Origin of the sequence: Salirhabdus salicampi, assembly GCF_024259515.1 — a bacterium.
Classification (GTDB): domain Bacteria; phylum Bacillota; class Bacilli; order Bacillales; family Alkalibacillaceae; genus Salirhabdus_A; species Salirhabdus_A salicampi.
In genome coordinates this window covers 162,091-180,530 of the sequence record NZ_JANBWE010000004.1, presented here as the reverse complement: position 1 = coordinate 180,530, position 18,440 = coordinate 162,091, and the positions used below count along the sequence as shown (strand labels likewise).

The following is an 18,440-nucleotide window of genomic DNA, read 5'->3' as shown; positions in this document are numbered from 1 at the left end:
TTACGATTTCGAAAACTGTTGAAATACTTTCATAAGTTCTTCAATAGCCTCTTCACCGTTTCCAGATTCAACGGCAGCAGTGACACAGTGATGTGAATGCCTTTCCAGTAGGCTATAACCAACCTTTTTTAATGCTTGATTCACAGCCGACAGTTGAACTAAAATGTCCACACAATAACGGTCGTCATCAACCATCTTTTGTATCCCGCGGACTTGCCCTTCAACCCGGCGTAACCGGTTTAAAAGCTGCTGTTTTTCATCTCCTGTTGGAGGGTGTACAGGAGTCTTTCCACTATCTATCAAAAATTCGTCGCACATACATATCACCTCTTTTATACTTTATACTATACCCCCCTACAGTATTCATCGTCAAAGATTATGCACGAAAAATCTATTTAAAAAACGCAATCCCTTTTATAGGATTGCGTTTTTTGCATTAAGGCATTGTTGTTGGGGTTGGTTCTAAACCTTGACTTGAGTATTTTGCATCAATGGAAGCGCGAATATCTTGTAACGATTCTCCATTATCATAACGTTCCACAGCCTCACGGGCTATATCTACACAAATTCCTCAGCCAAAGCCCATCGAATCCAGTTGAACAACACCTTGATTTACCTGACTGACAAAACAGTCTCGATTACTCACATGCCCTTGTTCAAAACAGCCGCAATAACAAGGCATGTGATCTAACACTTCTGGGTGATGAATGGCCATTTCATAGGCTTCCTGGATTGCACCTGTTTTATCGTCATATTCAAAGAAATGTGCAACCTGAGGTGACCATCCAGACGTCTCTAAACTGTATTGCATCCCATCTAAATGATGATCACTTTTTATTTCTCCCCTTTCTCCCTCTTGTTCGTTGGAACAAGCAACTAAGCCCATCACTAAAAGGAAGAAAAGAATACTGTAGTATTTCACCACGTATATCACCTCAATTTTTACATTTCATGTTTTTTAATGGTTATCTATCATTTTACCATACTCATTGAGCGGAATTTTTTACGTTAATATGATGTTTTAAATCGTAATCATTCTTATTTACAAATCGTAATCATTCCGATACAATGTTTATGCTTTAGTAAATACGTGGAACAATAAGAAGAATTTCATGAAACATATATTAAGAAGGAAGGTGAACGTGAATGACAGAGCCTATTGTCTCCATTCATGACTTAACCTATCGTTATGAACAACAAAATGTATTAGAAAATATTACGTTAAACATTCCGAAAGGATCCTTTGCCGGGTTAGTTGGACCAAACGGATCCGGAAAAACAACATTAATTAAACTTATTTTAGGTATTTATAAAGTCCAAACGGGGGACATCAAACTGTTTGGTACATCAATTACAAAGTTTCGAAATTGGCATAAAATTGGCTTCGTATCCCAGAAGGCGAACTCCTTTAATAAAGGATTTCCAGCAACTGTATACGAAGTCGTAGCGATGGGCCTAACTCGAAAACTCGGCTATTTTCAATTTTTAACGAAACAACATAAAGTCGAAATCGTAAACGCCTTAAAGCAAGTAGGAATGGAACAATATATTCATCAAAATATTGGGGATTTATCCGGCGGACAGCAACAACGGGTATTCATTGCCCGTGCACTTGTTAGTAAACCCGAATTACTCATCCTGGATGAGCCAACAGTAGGAGTCGATACGGAGAACGTAGATCGATTCTATAAACTATTGGCGAAACTAAATCGTGAACAAGGCATCACTCTTCTCCTCGTTTCACACGATATTGGAACGATTACGACATATGTGACAGACTTATTATGTTTAAATAAAACCTTACATTTTCATGGTAATCCCGGTGACTTTGAACAAAAATCTGATAAAGAATTATCACAGTTTTACGGGCACGCGATGCATACCATTTCTCATAATCATTAACAGGAGGAACAAACATGATTGAAGCTTTTTTTCAATTTGAATTTTTACGAAATACATTTTACACCGGATTATTAGTCGGATTAATTGCCCCTCTTCTTGGAACGTTTATTATGGTACGCAGGCAGTCGCTCATAGCTGATGGCTTATCTCATGTTACGTTAGCTGGTATAGCATTCGGACTTTTTCTCCAAAAGAAAATGATTAGCCCCTTTATTTCTCCATACTATATGGGGATTGGTTTTTCCATTGCCGGTGCCATCATCATCGAATATTTACGTAGTATATATAAAGCTTTTCAAGAGGTTGCCATTCCGATTATATTATCCCTCGGTGTTGGGTTAAGTGTTATTTTTATATCATTAGCCGATGGGTTCAATACAGATTTATTTGCCTATTTGTTTGGATCAGTCGCGGCCGTTAGCCGAAAAGATTTATATATCATTCTTCTGATTACAGTAATAGTTTTTATAGTAGTTATCACATTTTATAAAGAATTATTCGGCCTGTCTTTCGACGAGGAATTTTCTAGTGTATCAGGTGTACACGCGAAGTTTATCCATTTTATTTTTATCATTTTAACTGCCCTTGCCATATCGGCATCAATTCGAATTGTCGGCGTATTGCTCGTTTCATCTTTAATGACATTACCGGTTGCAGCTAGTATACGTGTTGCAAAAAGTTTTAAACAAGCAATCACTTTAAGTATCGTGTTCGGTGAAACAGCAGTTCTTACAGGACTGGTGAGTGGGTATTATTTTGAAATCCCCCCTGGGGGTACCATTGTCGTTGTAGCGGCTATTATTTTAACCGTAACCCTTTTCATAAGAAAACGATAAGTTATCAGTAGGTAGGTGAAATCGACATGAACTTACAGGAAGCACTATATAAATTAAAGGCTGAAGGTTATAAACTTACCGATAAACGAAGAGACATTTTACAATATTTCGTAAATCGTGATGAATATAGTACCGCAAATGAAGTCCTTTCCCATCTACTAACGTTATATAAAGGAGTTAGTTACGATACTGTTTATCGGAATTTGTATTTATTTCACCAGTTACGATTACTTGAACAAACGACGTTGAATGGTGAAAAGCACTTTCGATTACAATGTGAAACAAAACACCATCACCATCTCATATGTAAAAGTTGTGGTAAAACAAAAGCAATTGATAATTGCCCTATGGAAGATGTAAAAAAATCGTTAACAGGATATGTAATCGAAGACCATAAATTTGAGATATATGGCTATTGCCCTGATTGTAAGAGCGCATAAACGGCAGTCATGTTGTTTCTTTATTTTTTTGATAAAATAAGATGTCGATAAAAAAGGCAGTCGTTTGCCTTTTTTACTTTCGCAATCGTACTATTCCGTATGTGGCACCCCGTTTATGGGGGAATTTATGAACATAAGTTACGAGTGCCATTTTAACAATTTATGTTAAAAAATCCCAAATGTTGAGGGTGTTTACAAATGACGTTAAAGAGTTGGATGCTCATTGCACTTGGTGGAGGTTTCGGAGCCCTTTCACGTTACAGTCTATCGGTGGTTTTATTACATGAAGGTGTTTTTCCGATCGCAACTTTACTAGTCAATTTCATTGGGTGCGCTTTATTGCCGTTTGTATTCTTCCACCGTCAGAGGGAAATGACTTTGCTTGTCGGCACAGGTTTTTTTGGCTCATTTACAACTTTTTCAACCTTTTCATTAGAAAGCATGAATCTTCTCATGGAAAAACAATATATGCTATTTAGTTTATATACTTCGCTTACGATTATAGGCGGAGTTGTCTTAAGTGCTATCAGCTTCACCATCATTATGAAAAAAGGAGGAAAACGGAAATGAATTGGGTACTCATATTTGCTGGCGGGGCTCTAGGGGCAATCAGCAGAACTTGGTTTGGTCGTCAATGGAACAAAAGCGCACTCCCTTGGGGAACGTGGTTAGCGAACGTAGTCGGTTCAACCTTATTAGCTGTTTTGTTTGTTACATACGCACACCAAGGGATTCGTACAAGTGCATTTACATTGTTGAGCATTGGCTTTTGTGGAGCCTTTACAACGATGTCCACTTTTAGTCTTGAAACAGTGCAGCTTATTCAAGCAAACAAATTGCGTAGCGCCTTCATGTACGTGCTATCCTCGGTCTTGACAAGCCTTGCAATCGTTGGAATTGTACTCTTTACCTTTTTATCCACATAACTTATATATAAACTGGATGGTTTTCCTTATATGCATTTCCTAAACGATTATAGTACTCCACCACTGTACCATTTAACTGTTTCACTTCCTCTGGTACCGCTGGCAATCGATCTGCTTCTTCCTGTGACCAAATGACTTTCCCCGGCTTAATAAAACGACCATTATCTATCCGAATATTGTTCATAACAATCGTACCAGGCATGATGACACAATCTTTACCAATATGAGCACCACTTAAGGAGACCCTTTGACCGATATACGTATTTCTGCCTATATAAATCGGACCTTGTAGAGCAGTATGTTGGTGGATACTTACCCCATCCTCAATATAAATGCCATATGTTTTATTATTCATCTCAAGTTGCTGCTTCGGTGAACTACTCATCGTAATGTGATTATGAATGTTAACGTTTTTACCAATATAAAAAGGTGCCGATGAATCTGCTCGTAAAACATTTTGAACACCGATGAACGTATAATCATTCACTCTAACGTCCCCAATAATGACAGATCCTGGTCCAATTACGACTGTTGTTTTCAATCGTGGGTATACAATTTTATCCTCATTTCTCAAAGGAGGATTATGAACAATAATCTGTCCAGATGGATAAATGCCTGCTGTATGAAATAATGGTCGTACATAGCGCACTTGTACCCCACCGCAAGGCGAGAAACTATTATAGTAATACAATATATACCACCCTACTTTCTTCAAATTATAACTATGTACATAACTTATGAAGAAAGAATAAAATTCAGAAGTGAGGAATGTCATGTCATTTTTTTGACAATTCAATAAAATCGTGAATAATTATAATTAAATAGAATCGTTGAAAAAACGAGAGGAGTATCATTATGGATCAAGATCAATCTAAGAATCCTTCTATCAATGTAAATGGGTATAGATATGAATGGGAAAATGAGCGTGGCCGCTTAACGTTTGAGGGAGAAGATGCCACTCTATTTTGGACCGATTCTGCTTTAAAGTCATTATTAGATACATTTGAAGAAATATCTGGACATGACGCAGCAAACGTAGTATTAGAATCCTCGGGTTACCGTATGGGGATCATTGTAAGTAACCATTTCAAAAAGGCTGGTAACATTGAAGAACTCTTAAAACAACTTCCGGCGGCATACGCTGCTGCTGGCTGGGGTTCTGTCTCGTTTGTACATGTTGATTTGGAAAATAAACAGATGATCGCAAGATTTACAGACACATGGGAATACAAAGTGAACAAAAAACAAGGCAAATCAGAAGGCGGCCCTTTCCTTCCCAGTCATTGGGCAGGTACATTGTCCGGTTTGTTTGGTGAAAATGTGTGGTATAAACAACGTAAATGCCAATTAAGTGGAGATGACTATGACGAGTATGAATTTTTTCCTTCTTCATTTACTCCAACCGAAAACATTCATGCTTACACTCGAAAACAGGAAAAAGCCGAAATTGAAAAACTTGAACAGCTCGTTAATCAACGTACGAAAGATCTTGAAGAGCTTGTGGCAGAACTATCGGCTCCATTACTTCCGGTACTAGAAAAGTGTGTTGTTGTCCCCCTTCTCGGAAAGTATGATTCTAATCGAATGGAGGATCTCATTAATAAGACGATTTATCAATTACCCCAATATGATCCTGAATACATAATTATTGACTTCACCGGGTTTGACATTAGCGGTCATAGACAACTCGGAGCGCTGTTTGATCAATTTATTCAAGCAACTCGAATGCTAGGTACGGAGTGTATCTTTGCAGGGATATCCCCTCGGTTAAGTATAAAATTAACTGGGGCTAAATATAACTTGTCTAATGTTAAGTGTTATACAACATTACGACATGCAGTCATGTACGCACTCTCCCAAGAAGGTAAGCAAGTAATACAGAAAAAGTAAAAGAAGGAGATAATCTCCTTCTTTTTTATTGGCCATTCTCCCTTTCCAAGGCCCCCATGGTCCATAGGCGTATGCTTAAATCAATTAAAAACACTTCATCTTGATTCTCTAACGAACAATCGGTTAACGATTCAATTTTCTTTAACCGGTATAAGAGTGATTGACGGTGTAGATTTAAATGACGTGCGGTTTGACTAACGTTTCCACGATTCCTGCTGTACGTAATAAACGTGTTGACCAGGTTAATCCCCCGCTCTTGATCGTATTGAAGTAAAGCACCAATTGTTTGTTCCGCAATTTCTTTTAATTCTTCGTTATCTCGTAAACTCATTAATGCGCGATCTACCCGGGTATCAGCATACGTATTTTGATGTCCCGGGCCCTTCTGTCTCCTTCCAATTTCTAACGCCTTTTGCGCTTCTTGATAGCTTTCATGAAAACAATATTGACCTGCTGTTTTTCCAATCCCCCAAGATAAAATGAACCCTGGTAGTAGTTGGTTGATTCGATCCTTTAAATCATCTAAAAATTGAAATGCCGTTTCCATTCCTTTCCCGTCTTTAATTTCAAGAAACGTGATAAATTGTCCCCTTTGGTAAGTCATTAGCGTATAACAATCCAACATCTTCCCTGTATAAAAAATTTCATCTTCGATTCTACGGGTCACATTTTGCCGCCAATGCTCATAGGAAGATTCGTCTACACTACGTTTATATATATCACGTAAATTTTCCGGAAAACCGATGATACAAACAAAAGGTAAATGAATCGGGTAATTTAGTGATTTCGCCCTTGATAATACGCTATCCCATGAACGAATCTTTTCTTTTGCTAAACTCCATACGAAATCATCCCGAAGTTTCATCTCCGTTTGCCGTATTGTATTTTCCTTTAAAAAGCATAGCGCAACCGCTGTAACGGCATGTTCCAACATATGCACAGTTCGTTGGCCTAATAACGTCTGTAACTCACTTTGAGAAAGTCCTTCTACAATTAAATAACCTTGGACTTCGCTGGTCGACTGAATCATAAATTGAAGTAACGTTCTTTTATTTACGTTAATGACTCGTGTGTTAGGAGATGTTGCATAGTTGGTCTTTTCAAATGGGGTAAGGGAAATGGCGTAATCCTCAGATTGAAGATACTCTTTCCAGTCTTGGACGAGGCGCTGCGCATTATGGCTTTTCTCTTTTATTAAGCCGCGTTTATCGGTAATAATAACAGGTTTACGTATCGTTTTATAAATATAGTTCGCAATTTCGAGTAATCCACCGTTATTTAAAATAATGTTTAATAATTGTTGTTGGATTTCTTCATTTTTTTCTATTAGTCTTTCTTTCTTTTTTTCTAATGCTTGTAAAATGCCTTGAATAATATCCGCAAACCGAACGTCCCAGGGAATAGTCATAATTGGGAAGCGAGATTCATTGGCTAAATCAACAATCGAATCAGGTAAATGGTCAATATGTCTCCCAGTGGCGATTGTTAAACCCGAAGCCTTCGATTCAATCACTTCTTTAACGAATTGCAAGAAGACCTCCTCTTGCTGACAGCCAATTCCAGTACTTAGTACTAGCTCATGTTTTCGAACAAAATTTTCTACGGGTGTTTCAATAACCGATACCCATTCCACTATCGTATCTTCCAGAAACTCTCCTCCAGCGTGAATCTCAACCTTATTCATAACTTGTAATTTTACAACATCCTTCATCGTTAAGTGCATCGAATCACCACCTTATCCAACGAAATAACAAACTGACATATGGAAACGAAAAAACTTCTTACATTTTTACGAATATTCAATTTATTTATAGTAGCTTATCATAAAAGTAAGAAAAAGTTTAGAGGTAACATATATCACCTACAACGTATGAACACCTTAGTGTAAATATGTGTCCTTCATTCTTATCCCTAATATAAAGGAGTGGTTATGAGTGGAAAAAAATCTTAACGAAAGTCTAGCAACGAAAGCTGTTTGGGCTGGTGAAAGTGAATACTTAGCCCACGGAGCCACACAAGTTCCAGTAGTACACAGCGTATCATTCGGATACTTCGATGTTGATGAATGGTATGACGTCGCAATCGGGAAAAAAGAAGGTCATATTTACGGTAGAAATACAAATCCAACGGTTCAAGCATTTGAAGATAAAGTAAAGGCACTCGAAGGGGCCAAAGCTGCTACATCGTTTTCAACTGGAATGGCGGCTATTAGTAACTCATTAGCAACATTTTTGAAACCAGGTGACCGGGTAGTGTCCATTAAAGATACCTACGGCGGTACGAATAAGATTTTCACTGAATTTCTTCCACGATTAAATATTAATGTCATGTTATGTGATACGGGAGATCACGTACAAATAGAAGAAGAAATCGCTAAAGGTTGTGACATTCTTTATTTAGAAAGTCCAACAAATCCAACGGTAAAGATTACGGATATTCAGCGAATGGCAAATGCCGCGAAAGAAGTAGGAGCACTCGTTTTCGTCGATAATACGTTTGCGACGCCTATTAATCAAAACCCACTTGAATTAGGTGCTGACCTAGTCATTCATAGTGCAACTAAATTTTTAGGGGGCCACGCTGATGCACTAGGTGGAGTTGTATGTGGAGACCCTGCACTCGTAGAAAAAATTTATCATTACCGAGAAATTAATGGTGCTACCCTTGATCCAATGGCTGCCTACTTGTTGCTTCGTGGAATGAAAACGTTAGATTTGCGAATTGAACGACAATGCGAAAGCGCCATGAAAATAGCCCAATATTTACAGGATCATGATGCCATTGAAGCTGTTTATTATCCTGGTCTAAAAAGTCACCCAAACCATGATATAGCGAAAAAGCAAATGCGACGCTTCGGCGGGATGTTAAGTTTTGCCCTTAAGGGAGGCCTGGACAGTGTTCGAGATTTTTTGCCGCAATTACAGTTCGCACATCGTGCCGCTAATTTAGGTGCCGTCGAAACGGTAGTTGGCCCTGCAAGGACAACGAGTCATGTTGAGTGCACACCTGAGGAACGGAAGGCACTTGGAATACCAGAAGGATTAGTTCGGTACTCTGTAGGAATTGAAGACCCTAATGATTTAATTGCAGACCTTGAGAAGGCATTATCCCACGTAACGGTAACTAGCCGCTAGTTGGGAGGATGGATAACATGACGAACCTTCATTATACGTTAAAGGATCATGTGAAACACATGCGGAGAGCTTTACATCAATTTCCTGAATTAAGCTTTCAAGAATATAAAACAACAGAATTCATTATAGGTGAGTTAAAAAACATTCCAGGTATGAAGGTTTATACAGGTAGAGATTACGTCGGCTTAGAAACAGGAGTAATTGGTGTGTTATCTACGGGCGATGGACCAGTTATTGGAATCCGTGCTGATATAGATGCCCTCCCAATCCAAGAGCAAAACGATATTCCCTATCGTTCGAAATGTGATGGAGTGATGCACGCCTGTGGTCATGATGCTCATACAGCCATGGCCCTCGGTGCTGCAGCTTTACTTGCCGAACAACTAAGAAAAGGTGAATGGAAAGGGACGATTAAATTTATTTTCCAACCTGCCGAAGAGGACACTGATGAAAACGGGTCAACAGGTGCTCCATATTTAATTGATGCCGGCATATTACACCATGTTGATGCAGTTATTGCCCTTCATGTTCACCCAGATTTACCTGCAGGAGAGATTTTATTAAACAAAGAGTATACCATGGCTGGTATTGATACGTTTGATGCCAAAATACTCGGAACAGGAGGGCATGCTGCATACCCCCATACTACAAATGACCCTATTTGGATGCTAGGAACCGTATTACAAAATCTTCAAGGCATTGTCGCTCGGAAAACTTCTCCAATGGACCCTTCCGTTATCAGTGTTACACATGTTCAAACAAATCCTTCCTATAACGTCATACCGGATAGTGTCTCATTAAAAGGAACACTACGAAGCTATCACCCAACTAATAGACAGCAATTACGTGAATTACTGGAAACATCCCTTACATGGACTCGCACAGTAGGTGGGGATTATACCTTGAATATAATTAAAGGCGAACCACCGTTGTACAATGACCCACAAATTACGAAAGTCTTTGAAGAAACCATTCAAAATATCTTTCCAAATTTCCTCATTCATAATGGTCCTTTTGGTATGGGGGGAGAAGACTTTGCCCATATGACAAATCAAGTACCAGGTGCCATGTTCTTCCTCGGGGCAAAGGTAATGGATGAAAAGGAACGGGGATTGCACACACCTCATTTTGATATAGACGAAACCGCCCTTTTGTATGGCGTGACGATATTAGCGGAAACCGCAGTTCGCTTACTCAAGACAGCGTAGAATAGCGGACAAATTTAAAAAGAAAGGATGTGAAAAAATGTTCACGGTGGAGGAATATCACGACCGAATGAATAGAACGAAGAAAAAGATGCACGAGAACGGTATTGATGTCTTAATTATTGTAAATCCATCCAATATGTACTATTTAAGTGGTTATGATGCATGGTCATTTTATGTTCATCAAATGTTAATCGTTATGATCGATGAAGATGAACCAATTTGGATCGGGCGGGAAATGGATGCAAATAGTGCTAAATTATCCACTTGGATGCAGAATGACCATATTATTTCCTATCCAGATGATTACGTCCAATCAGTTGAAAAACACCCGATGGCGTTTGCCGCCAATATTTTAAAGGAAATCGGTCAGGCAAACCGTGTGATTGGTCTGGAAATGGAAACGTATTATTTTTCAGCTCAAGCTTATAAAGTACTTGTAAATGAACTTCCAAGCGCAACATTCAAGGATGCTAATCAACTTGTAAACTGGGTCCGTATTGTGAAATCTCCGCAAGAAATTGCGTATATGAAAAGAGCAGCAAGGTTGGCTGAGTTAGCCGTTAAAACTGCATACGATTCAATCGATGAAGGTATACGTGAATGTGATGTAGTCGCAAATATTTACCACTCCCAAATTAGTGGCACACCGGAGTTTGGTGGTGACTATCCAGCAATCGTCCCAATGCTTCCAGCCGGCAAAAAAACATCAGCACCACACTTTACATGGACCGATGCACATTACTCCTACGGAGACCCAGTAATTATAGAAATTGCCGGTTGCTATAAACGCTATCATTCCCCTTTAGCAAGAACGATGGTCATTGGAGAAAGTACAGAACAGATGAACGATACAGCTGAGGTCGTTTTAGAGGGACTAAATCATACGTTAACTTCTATTAAACCTGGGATGACCTGCGAAGAAGTGGAAGGCGTGTGGAGAGACTATATTACCCGTAGAGGTTACTATAAACCAAGCCGATTAGGCTATTCTGTTGGGTTAAGTTATCCACCTGACTGGGGAGAGCATACGATAAGTATTCGAAAAGGGGATAAAACCATCATCGAACCAAACATGACATTCCACTTAATTCCTGGAATTTGGTTTGATGACTACGGGGTTGAAATAAGTGAAACGATTCGAATTACCGAAACAGGATGTGAAACGTTAGCGAATTTCCCAAGGGAATTATATGTAAAGCAATCGTCTCCTAATTTATTTATAAACGGCAGTGCACTTCCAAAAGAAGAAATATAGAAACAGACGTTTCAAAGCATGTGGTGTCTAAACATCACATGCTTTTTTCTTTTAAGATGTTTTACCTATGTTAAACTTGTGGGAAAGGAGTTGACTCATAATAGTGAAAGAAACTATAGGTAGACATATATATGATTTGGAACGACAATTGTTGCAGCCCAATGTTCGTAAAGATATATCCATTTTAAACGAGTTACTTGCAGATGAATTCTTTGAATATGGAAGCTCCGGAACCGTATGGTCTAAAACGGATGCGACCAACAATGGCGGCATGAATACACCAAAAATGACATTATATGATTTTTCAATTCATAATTTATCTGAAGATGTCGTTCTAGCTACATACCGTGTAAAAGATGAAACCCGAAACCGTGAAACATTACGCAGTTCTATTTGGAAAAAGATAAGTGGAAATTGGCAAATGGTCTTTCATCAAGGAACCGTCATGCCAACATTATAAACATAAGAAAGGAAGAACGTTCATGCAAGTACATACAGAAGAAACCGTTTCTGTTCGGAAATGGTTACTCATTCTTCTATTAACTGCCGTACCCTTTGTAAACATTGTCGCAATATGTGTGATGGCATTTGGAAACTTTAATACAAATATAAAAAACTACGGAAAAGCGACTCTTATGATGTTCGGAGTTGGTCTTCTCATTGCCATGTTTACTGCCTTTCTTTAAGGTCGCTTACCACGTTGCAAATCCCGAATTGTCAAGCCGAAGTCCATTTGTAAATGGGGATAATCTTTAAAACGGGACCAATCCCCTCCCCATTCAAATCCTAATTCTTTCGCAATTTGTACGACTTCCATCCAGTCTGATTTTCCATTGGCATTCCCATCATAGCGTAAATCCCAAATAACTTCCCCATTACTGTTTCGAATCGCAAAGTCTATTGCTAAACCATAATTATGATAAGATTCGCCCCCCTTTGCGTATGTTACAATATTTCCATCATCGGTCCGTCCTCGGTTGTATAATTCATTTTGCTTATCAAATGATCGAAATCCTTCAGTAATCACAACGGAAATACCCATTTCATCACTACGTTCCACGAGTCTTTCAGCTTTACCCGCAACTACAGGGTGTAAGGATGTAGGTAAGGGGGTATTTCTTAATTCCCATTCATTGCGGATTACCAATGTTATAATTAATAGAGAGACAATCACTATAAAAGTCCAGATACGTAAGCGTAATCTACTCATCATTTGCTCTCCCTTTTGCTATGTAACCATGTAGAACATGATGACTTAATGGTACATTTTGTAATATACTATGAATTTATGAAAAATCATAGTAGTATGATAGTGATAGCCTTTTTTCAAAAAAAAGAAACTATACTGAACTGAAAGAGGATTACACATGGGGAATTTTCAACAAACCGTTAAAAATATTTTTAATAGATTAGATTATATCATGCTTCTTTGTCTATTAATGTTATTTGCCATTAGTCTTGTCGCCATCTATAGTGCTGCAGGACAATACTCCGCCGATCCCTCCTATTATGTTATTCGCCAAATTATTTGGTATGGGATAGGGTTCATGATTTTATTTTCTCTACTTTTCGTAGATTTTGATATTTTCCGTACTTTAGCTTACCCCCTTTATGCTTTTGGAAGTTTGTTATTATTACTCGTACACTTTTTTGGGGTAATGAGGAATGGTTCTCAACGGTGGTTATCAATAGGTGGATTAGAAATTCAACCATCTGAATTTATGAAAGTGTTTCTTATTATTGCAGTCGCCCTAGCGATACACCGTTATGGTCAAAAACAGGCTCCTGGTTCATTTTCATACGATATGCAAGTTCTCTTACGAATTGCAGCTTTTGGCCTTGTACCCTTTTGGCTAATTTTACAACAACCGGACTTAGGAACAGCCCTTGTTGTTGTTGCAATATTGGCGGTCATTACACTCGTATCAGGTGTTTCATATAAAGTTATTTCCGTTCTTGCTGGTCTTGGTGTTTCATTAGTTCTATTATTAATTTGGCTCCACAATAATGCGAACGATATTTTTCGTAAAATTATAAAAGACCACCAAATGTCCAGAATTTATGGATGGCTACAACCCGATGATTATGCTAGCTCGTTCGGGTATCAATTAAAACAGGCTATTCTCGGAATCGGAGCAGGTCGACTAACCGGTAGTGGTTTTATGAATGGAACCCAATCTCAAAGTGGTAGAGTTCCCGAAATTCATACCGATTTTATTTTTACTGTAGTAGGAGAGGAATTTGGATTTTTAGGTGCGTCCATCCTCATTCTCATCTTCTTTTTACTCATCTACCGCATGATTGCCATTGGACTTAACTGCAGTAATCCTTTTGGTGCCTATATTGTTTGTGGTGCCGTTGCGTTAATCGCTTCTCAAGTGTTCCAAAATATTGCGATGACAATTGGCCTCATGCCGATTACCGGACTGGCTCTTCCGTTTATTAGCTACGGCGGGAGTTCTTTATTGACGAATATGATTGCAGTAGGGCTCGTCATGAATATTAAAGTAAATACCCGCTCCTTTATGTTCGGATCGAAAAAACAAGAATTATAATCATCATTCAGCTGTCCATTATTGGACAGCTTTTTTCGTTTTCACTTTATTGACTTCTCTTCGTGACCAATTCACGCAAAATATCCCGGCAAAAATTAGTGCACCACCTAGCCATACATTCCATTTTACTGGCTCGTTCAGTAACATCCAACCAAATAATACACCGAAGAAAGGCGCTAAAAATAAAAATGCACTAACCTTACCTGGATCATGTTTTTGTAACAAGTAAAACCAAACGCCAAACTGAACTACTGATGCCATAATAGCCAACCACATAATAATCGAAACGGATGATACATTCATGACGAGTCTCATATTTTCAAAAACGAAACTACTTACTAATAAAAGGAGTCCTCCAAACAACATTTGATAAGCAGTCAAAACCCAAATGTCAACAAAATGGCCCCACTTTTTAATAAGTAATGTAGCACATGTCCAAAAGATTGCACTACCTATTGCCCACATCGTGCCTATTTCGGTACTTACATTCGCTCCCAATGTAATAAGCACGCCAATAAATCCAATTACGACCCCGAACCATTGATACCAATAATAATGAAACTGTAAAAATAATTTACCAAACAATACAACTAATAACGGATTCGTAAATGTAAGAATAGAGGATTCACCTGCTGTTATCGTTTGCAAACTTATAAAAATACAGCCCATTACCCCTGCAGTTTGAAAAGCTCCGATCATAAACATGCGGAACCAATCTTTCAAGCTTACAGGGTGCCGTCGTTTTAAAATTATCACAATTAGGGCCATAAGCACACCTGCTATCGTAAAACGTAACGCTACTAAAAGTAACGGAGAGACATAAACGAGCCCCATTTTTCCGATTGCAAATGAGGAGCCCATTAAACTCGTTGTAATGAGAAGCAAAATAACAAAAGATAATTTACTCATATGTATATACCCCTAACTTCTCCTATAACCCCCATTATAAACTATGTCTACCATTTTACCGCTTGTATTCCATCTTTATCAAAGGTTATTCATATTCATTTATGATTATTAAAACAAAAAAATTCACCATGATAATGGTGAATTTTTTACTCCGCTCCTTTTCGTTTTCTGCGAGGAGGTAACGACTCTTTTCTAATCATTTTCATAAAGGCAATAACAATCATAAATATAATGATCGTAAACGGTAGAGCTGCTATTAATGAAGCTGTCTGTAAAGCATCTAAACCACCTGCAACTAACAAAACAGCAGAAATAGCCGCAATTAAAAAGCCCCACGTTAATTTCACAGCCGTTGCAGGATGTAAACTTCCCCTCGATGTCATACTACCTAAAATGTATGTTGCCGAGTCGGCAGACGTAACTAAAAATGTAAAGATGAGTAAAAACGAAACGAACGATAACCCTATGCTCATCGGTAAATATTGATAGGTTTCAAATAATGCTACGGTTACATCTTCATTTACAACTTCAGCAATGTTAGTACCTAACATTAAGTCATGATAAAGTGCCGTCCCACCGAAGGTTGCAATCCAAAAACATGCAATTAATGGGGGGATAATTAGTACACCAATAATGAACTCACGAATGGTTCTTCCCCTTGAAACACGTGCTATAAAAGCACCGACAAAAGGAGACCAAGCAATTACCCATGCCCAGTAAAAGATTGTCCAATCTCTTACCCATGTTCCGCCGAGATAAGGCGTTAGTCGTAAGCTATAGGATACAAATAAATTGATGTAGTCTCCAATTCCTAACACAAAGGCATTTAGGATGAATACAGTTGGACCAGTTAAGAAAACGAAAATAAGTAAAAGTAAACATAAACTTAAGTTAATATTACTGAGCCATTTGATACCTTTATTTAAACCTGTAAAGGATGAAAGAGAATAGAGTACGAAAAGAACCGCCATAATGATTAGTTGTATCCAAACCGAATTCGGTAAATCGAATACGTAGCGGATCCCACCTGACATTTGTAGAACCCCGAAACCAATTGAAGTAGCGACTCCCATAACCGTTGCAATTACAGCTAACGTGTCAATGACACCTTTTACCCCTTCTCGTTGGCCAATGATTGGTTCAACTGCTGTAGAAACGAGACCGTTTTTTTCCTTACGAAACTGGAGAAAGGCAATCATCATACCGACGATTGTAAAAACTGACCATTGACTAATCCCCCAATGAAAAAAAGAATATCCCATTGATACCCTAGCTGTTTGTTCGTTTTGAGGCTCCAAATTCTCAAAGGGTGGTGTAAAGAAGTGGCTCATCGGTTCAGCTATACCCCAAAATACGAGACCTACTCCGAATCCAGCAGAAAAAAGCATACCAATCCAAGTGAAAAATGGATATTCTGGCTTTGAATCTTGTGGTCCAAGACGAATTTTTCCGTATTTACTAATCGCTAAAACAATTAAAAAAAGCACAAAAATAAACACAGAAAATAAGTAAAACCAACCAAAATTCGTTGTTGTAAAAAGGAAGAGTCGCTCTGATACTGCTCCAAACTGCTTAGGGGCCAGAGCACCTATGACCACCAGAATTAATATAATGATGGCTGAAATGCTAAATACCGGATTTTGAAATGTTTTTCTCATAAACGTCCCTTTCCCTCATTGATTTTATTTTTATGCTCTACTTTTTTATCATGTACAAGTTCATCATTCTTATCCCACTAAATCCCTCCATGACCAACAAAAAGGAGAGGATCTATGATCTTCTCCTTTTTCTGTATATACCTCTTCAACTTTATCATTACTTGTGTCATACAATCATTCTCTATAATCTATACAAATTAAAAAGCCTCACCATTCGGTGAGGTTCTTTATTCATCCCTATATAGGCCTACTAATGAAGGGTATAGTTTTATAAACTTCCTATAGTGTTGTTGGTACATATCATAATGTTCTTGACGGGGTATATATGTTTTACATTTGATGGACATTAAATACCGTTTGCTAAATTCATTGTAGTCCTTAGTCCAACCGAGTTGCACAAACGCAGTTGCTGATGCACCGATTGCTGTCATATATTGACTATCAGTTGGCACTCTTAATTCCCTACCTAGGCAGTCCGCTAATATTTGGCACCATACTGAACTTTTCGTCCCACCACCGATTAGCGTTACATTACGATGATCATCCACATCAAAGGATTCAAATAACTGCTTCAACGAAAAACAGATTCCTTCTATAACTGATCTCACCATGTCACCTTTACTCGTTTGTGGACCAATTCCCCAAAACGCGCCTTTTGCCTCTGAATCATGGACTGGAAACCTTTCACCATTTAAATATGGTAAAAAGAGTACACCATTACTACCCGGAGGACTTTCTTCGACAAGGTGTTCAAAGTTTTCATAGTCATCTCGAGTCTGTGAATCGAAGAATGTATTCATCGCCCATTTGTGAACATTTCCGACATTTAATAATGGAGCAATTGCTATAATCCGGTCTTTCGGAAGATGGGCTAACCGAAAAATTCCTTGTAACCCATCGTCCATTTTCTCCTCATGTTGAACAATGGCTGTCCAACCTGTTGTCCCAATATAAAAATAGCCATCGCCATCATCGATAGTAGCAGCACCTAAAGTAGAAGCACCCGCATCTCCACTTCCAGCTAAAACAGGTGTAGATGGTAAAAAGCCAATCTCCTTTGAAGCACGTTCTGATACATTTCCTACAATATTTGAGGGTTCTAAAAGCAACGGTAACTTGCTATTATCAATCCCTATTGTATCAAGGATGTTTTCATCCCACGACCTCGTTTTTAAATTCATCATTCCAGTGGTAGCCCCAGTCACAGAATCTGTTACACATTTATTGGTCAGTTGATAAATGATGAAGTCCTTCGCACTAAAAACAAAACACTTCGTTTCCTCATATATGGATTGGTCATACCTTTCTAACCATAACAATTTCGCTATCGGAGTTGACGGATGAATCCCATTTCGTGTCGTTTTATGAATAGTAGGGTATAATTCTTTTATCATCTGCGCCTCTATAATAGCACGCTGATCAGAATACAATATAGCATTCACAGACGTGCCATTCGTCGAGATAGGAATGACATCTTCCATTTGCCCTGAGAACGTAATCATGGAAATATCCTCTGGTTTGATATGAAATTCGTTCCACCATTTATTTGCAATGTTTGTAACACTGTGCCACCAATCTAATGGGACTTGTTCTATTTCCCTATTTGAACCGTAATGAGTTGTAAGATCTACAGAAAGCTCCCCTTTAATTGATCCTTCACGACTAACGAGTACTCCTTTTATCGCTGTCGTCCCAATATCAAATACAGCTATATAACCCATTGGTTA

General features: G+C 38.4%; 20 protein-coding genes. 12 read left to right on the top strand and 8 right to left on the bottom strand.

What is annotated here, in order from left to right; translation table 11 throughout:
* Both NLW78_RS12820 and NLW78_RS12815 read right to left on the bottom strand, forming a co-directional pair.
* The gene (locus NLW78_RS12820) at positions 1 to 318 is read right to left on the bottom strand and encodes a metal-sensing transcriptional repressor (RefSeq protein WP_254497542.1); all 318 of its coding nucleotides are present in this window, start codon (positions 316 to 318) and stop codon (positions 1 to 3) included.
* A 118-nt stretch (positions 319 to 436) separates the two neighbouring features.
* Positions 437 to 886, bottom strand: coding sequence for a PCYCGC motif-containing (lipo)protein (locus tag NLW78_RS12815; protein ID WP_302328556.1), 450 nt, complete (start codon positions 884 to 886; stop codon positions 437 to 439).
* Positions 887 to 1,146: 260 nt separating this feature from the next.
* On the opposite strand from NLW78_RS12815, the gene NLW78_RS12810 reads away from it, so the two are divergent.
* The 5 genes from NLW78_RS12810 to NLW78_RS12790 all read left to right on the top strand — a co-directional run bounded on the left by NLW78_RS12810 (position 1,147) and on the right by NLW78_RS12790 (position 4,104).
* On the top strand, positions 1,147 to 1,902 hold the full coding sequence (locus NLW78_RS12810; protein WP_254497541.1) for a metal ABC transporter ATP-binding protein: 756 nt from the start codon (positions 1,147 to 1,149) through the stop codon (positions 1,900 to 1,902).
* Positions 1,903 to 1,916: 14 nt separating this feature from the next.
* The gene (locus tag NLW78_RS12805) at positions 1,917 to 2,738 is read left to right on the top strand and encodes a metal ABC transporter permease (RefSeq protein ID WP_254497540.1); all 822 of its coding nucleotides are present in this window, start codon (positions 1,917 to 1,919) and stop codon (positions 2,736 to 2,738) included.
* 26 nt (positions 2,739 to 2,764) lie between these two features.
* Positions 2,765 to 3,178, top strand: coding sequence for a Fur family transcriptional regulator (locus NLW78_RS12800; RefSeq protein ID WP_254497539.1), 414 nt, complete (start codon positions 2,765 to 2,767; stop codon positions 3,176 to 3,178).
* A gap of 198 nt (positions 3,179 to 3,376) precedes the next feature.
* On the top strand, positions 3,377 to 3,748 hold the full coding sequence (locus NLW78_RS12795; RefSeq protein ID WP_254497538.1) for a fluoride efflux transporter FluC: 372 nt from the start codon (positions 3,377 to 3,379) through the stop codon (positions 3,746 to 3,748).
* Positions 3,745 to 4,104 carry a fluoride efflux transporter FluC gene (locus NLW78_RS12790; RefSeq protein ID WP_254497537.1) on the top strand — a complete coding sequence of 120 codons (360 nt, stop codon included), beginning with the start codon at positions 3,745 to 3,747 and terminating at the stop codon, positions 4,102 to 4,104. Before NLW78_RS12795 ends, NLW78_RS12790 begins: the two co-directional genes overlap by 4 nt.
* A gap of 1 nt (position 4,105) precedes the next feature.
* Here the strand turns inward: NLW78_RS12790 and NLW78_RS12785 are convergent, their stop codons facing one another.
* Positions 4,106 to 4,795 (bottom strand): LbetaH domain-containing protein, encoded by a 690-nt coding sequence (locus tag NLW78_RS12785; protein WP_254497536.1) that lies wholly within the window; start codon positions 4,793 to 4,795, stop codon positions 4,106 to 4,108.
* Between the two features lie 164 nt (positions 4,796 to 4,959).
* Between NLW78_RS12785 and NLW78_RS12780 the strand changes: the two genes are divergently transcribed.
* A complete protein-coding gene (locus NLW78_RS12780; RefSeq protein ID WP_254497535.1) occupies positions 4,960 to 5,994 on the top strand; it encodes an STAS domain-containing protein in 1,035 nt (344 codons plus the stop codon).
* 25 nt (positions 5,995 to 6,019) lie between these two features.
* Here the strand turns inward: NLW78_RS12780 and NLW78_RS12775 are convergent, their stop codons facing one another.
* Positions 6,020 to 7,717: a PucR family transcriptional regulator gene (locus NLW78_RS12775; protein ID WP_254497534.1), complete on the bottom strand. Its 1,698-nt coding sequence runs from the start codon at positions 7,715 to 7,717 to the stop codon at positions 6,020 to 6,022.
* 211 nt (positions 7,718 to 7,928) lie between these two features.
* Between NLW78_RS12775 and NLW78_RS12770 the strand changes: the two genes are divergently transcribed.
* The 5 genes from NLW78_RS12770 to NLW78_RS12750 all read left to right on the top strand — a co-directional run bounded on the left by NLW78_RS12770 (position 7,929) and on the right by NLW78_RS12750 (position 12,277).
* Positions 7,929 to 9,128: a cystathionine gamma-synthase family protein gene (locus tag NLW78_RS12770; protein ID WP_254497533.1), complete on the top strand. Its 1,200-nt coding sequence runs from the start codon at positions 7,929 to 7,931 to the stop codon at positions 9,126 to 9,128.
* A gap of 17 nt (positions 9,129 to 9,145) precedes the next feature.
* On the top strand, positions 9,146 to 10,336 hold the full coding sequence (locus tag NLW78_RS12765) for a M20 metallopeptidase family protein (protein ID WP_254497532.1): 1,191 nt from the start codon (positions 9,146 to 9,148) through the stop codon (positions 10,334 to 10,336).
* 37 nt (positions 10,337 to 10,373) lie between these two features.
* Complete coding sequence (locus NLW78_RS12760) at positions 10,374 to 11,591, top strand: M24 family metallopeptidase (RefSeq protein ID WP_254497531.1); 1,218 nt, start codon at positions 10,374 to 10,376, stop codon at positions 11,589 to 11,591.
* Between the two features lie 103 nt (positions 11,592 to 11,694).
* Positions 11,695 to 12,051 carry a nuclear transport factor 2 family protein gene (locus NLW78_RS12755; RefSeq protein WP_254497530.1) on the top strand — a complete coding sequence of 119 codons (357 nt, stop codon included), beginning with the start codon at positions 11,695 to 11,697 and terminating at the stop codon, positions 12,049 to 12,051.
* 22 nt (positions 12,052 to 12,073) lie between these two features.
* The gene (locus NLW78_RS12750; RefSeq protein WP_254497529.1) at positions 12,074 to 12,277 is read left to right on the top strand and encodes a hypothetical protein; all 204 of its coding nucleotides are present in this window, start codon (positions 12,074 to 12,076) and stop codon (positions 12,275 to 12,277) included.
* Here the strand turns inward: NLW78_RS12750 and NLW78_RS12745 are convergent.
* On the bottom strand, positions 12,274 to 12,804 hold the full coding sequence (locus NLW78_RS12745) for a M15 family metallopeptidase (RefSeq protein WP_254497528.1): 531 nt from the start codon (positions 12,802 to 12,804) through the stop codon (positions 12,274 to 12,276). The two genes, NLW78_RS12750 and NLW78_RS12745, sit on opposite strands and share 4 nt — an antisense overlap.
* 154 nt (positions 12,805 to 12,958) lie before the next feature.
* Between NLW78_RS12745 and rodA the strand changes: the two genes are divergently transcribed.
* On the top strand, positions 12,959 to 14,146 hold the full coding sequence (gene rodA, locus NLW78_RS12740) for a rod shape-determining protein RodA (RefSeq protein ID WP_254497527.1): 1,188 nt from the start codon (positions 12,959 to 12,961) through the stop codon (positions 14,144 to 14,146).
* A gap of 18 nt (positions 14,147 to 14,164) precedes the next feature.
* Here the strand turns inward: rodA and NLW78_RS12735 are convergent, their stop codons facing one another.
* From NLW78_RS12735 to NLW78_RS12725, 3 genes are all read right to left on the bottom strand, one after another.
* Positions 14,165 to 15,055: a DMT family transporter gene (locus NLW78_RS12735; RefSeq protein ID WP_254497526.1), complete on the bottom strand. Its 891-nt coding sequence runs from the start codon at positions 15,053 to 15,055 to the stop codon at positions 14,165 to 14,167.
* 146 nt (positions 15,056 to 15,201) lie between these two features.
* Positions 15,202 to 16,713, bottom strand: coding sequence for a BCCT family transporter (locus NLW78_RS12730; RefSeq protein WP_254497525.1), 1,512 nt, complete (start codon positions 16,711 to 16,713; stop codon positions 15,202 to 15,204).
* Positions 16,714 to 16,940: 227 nt separating this feature from the next.
* Positions 16,941 to 18,434, bottom strand: a complete 1,494-nt coding sequence (locus NLW78_RS12725; RefSeq protein ID WP_254497524.1) for a xylulokinase — start codon at positions 18,432 to 18,434, stop codon at positions 16,941 to 16,943.
* Positions 18,435 to 18,440 lie beyond the last annotated feature (6 nt).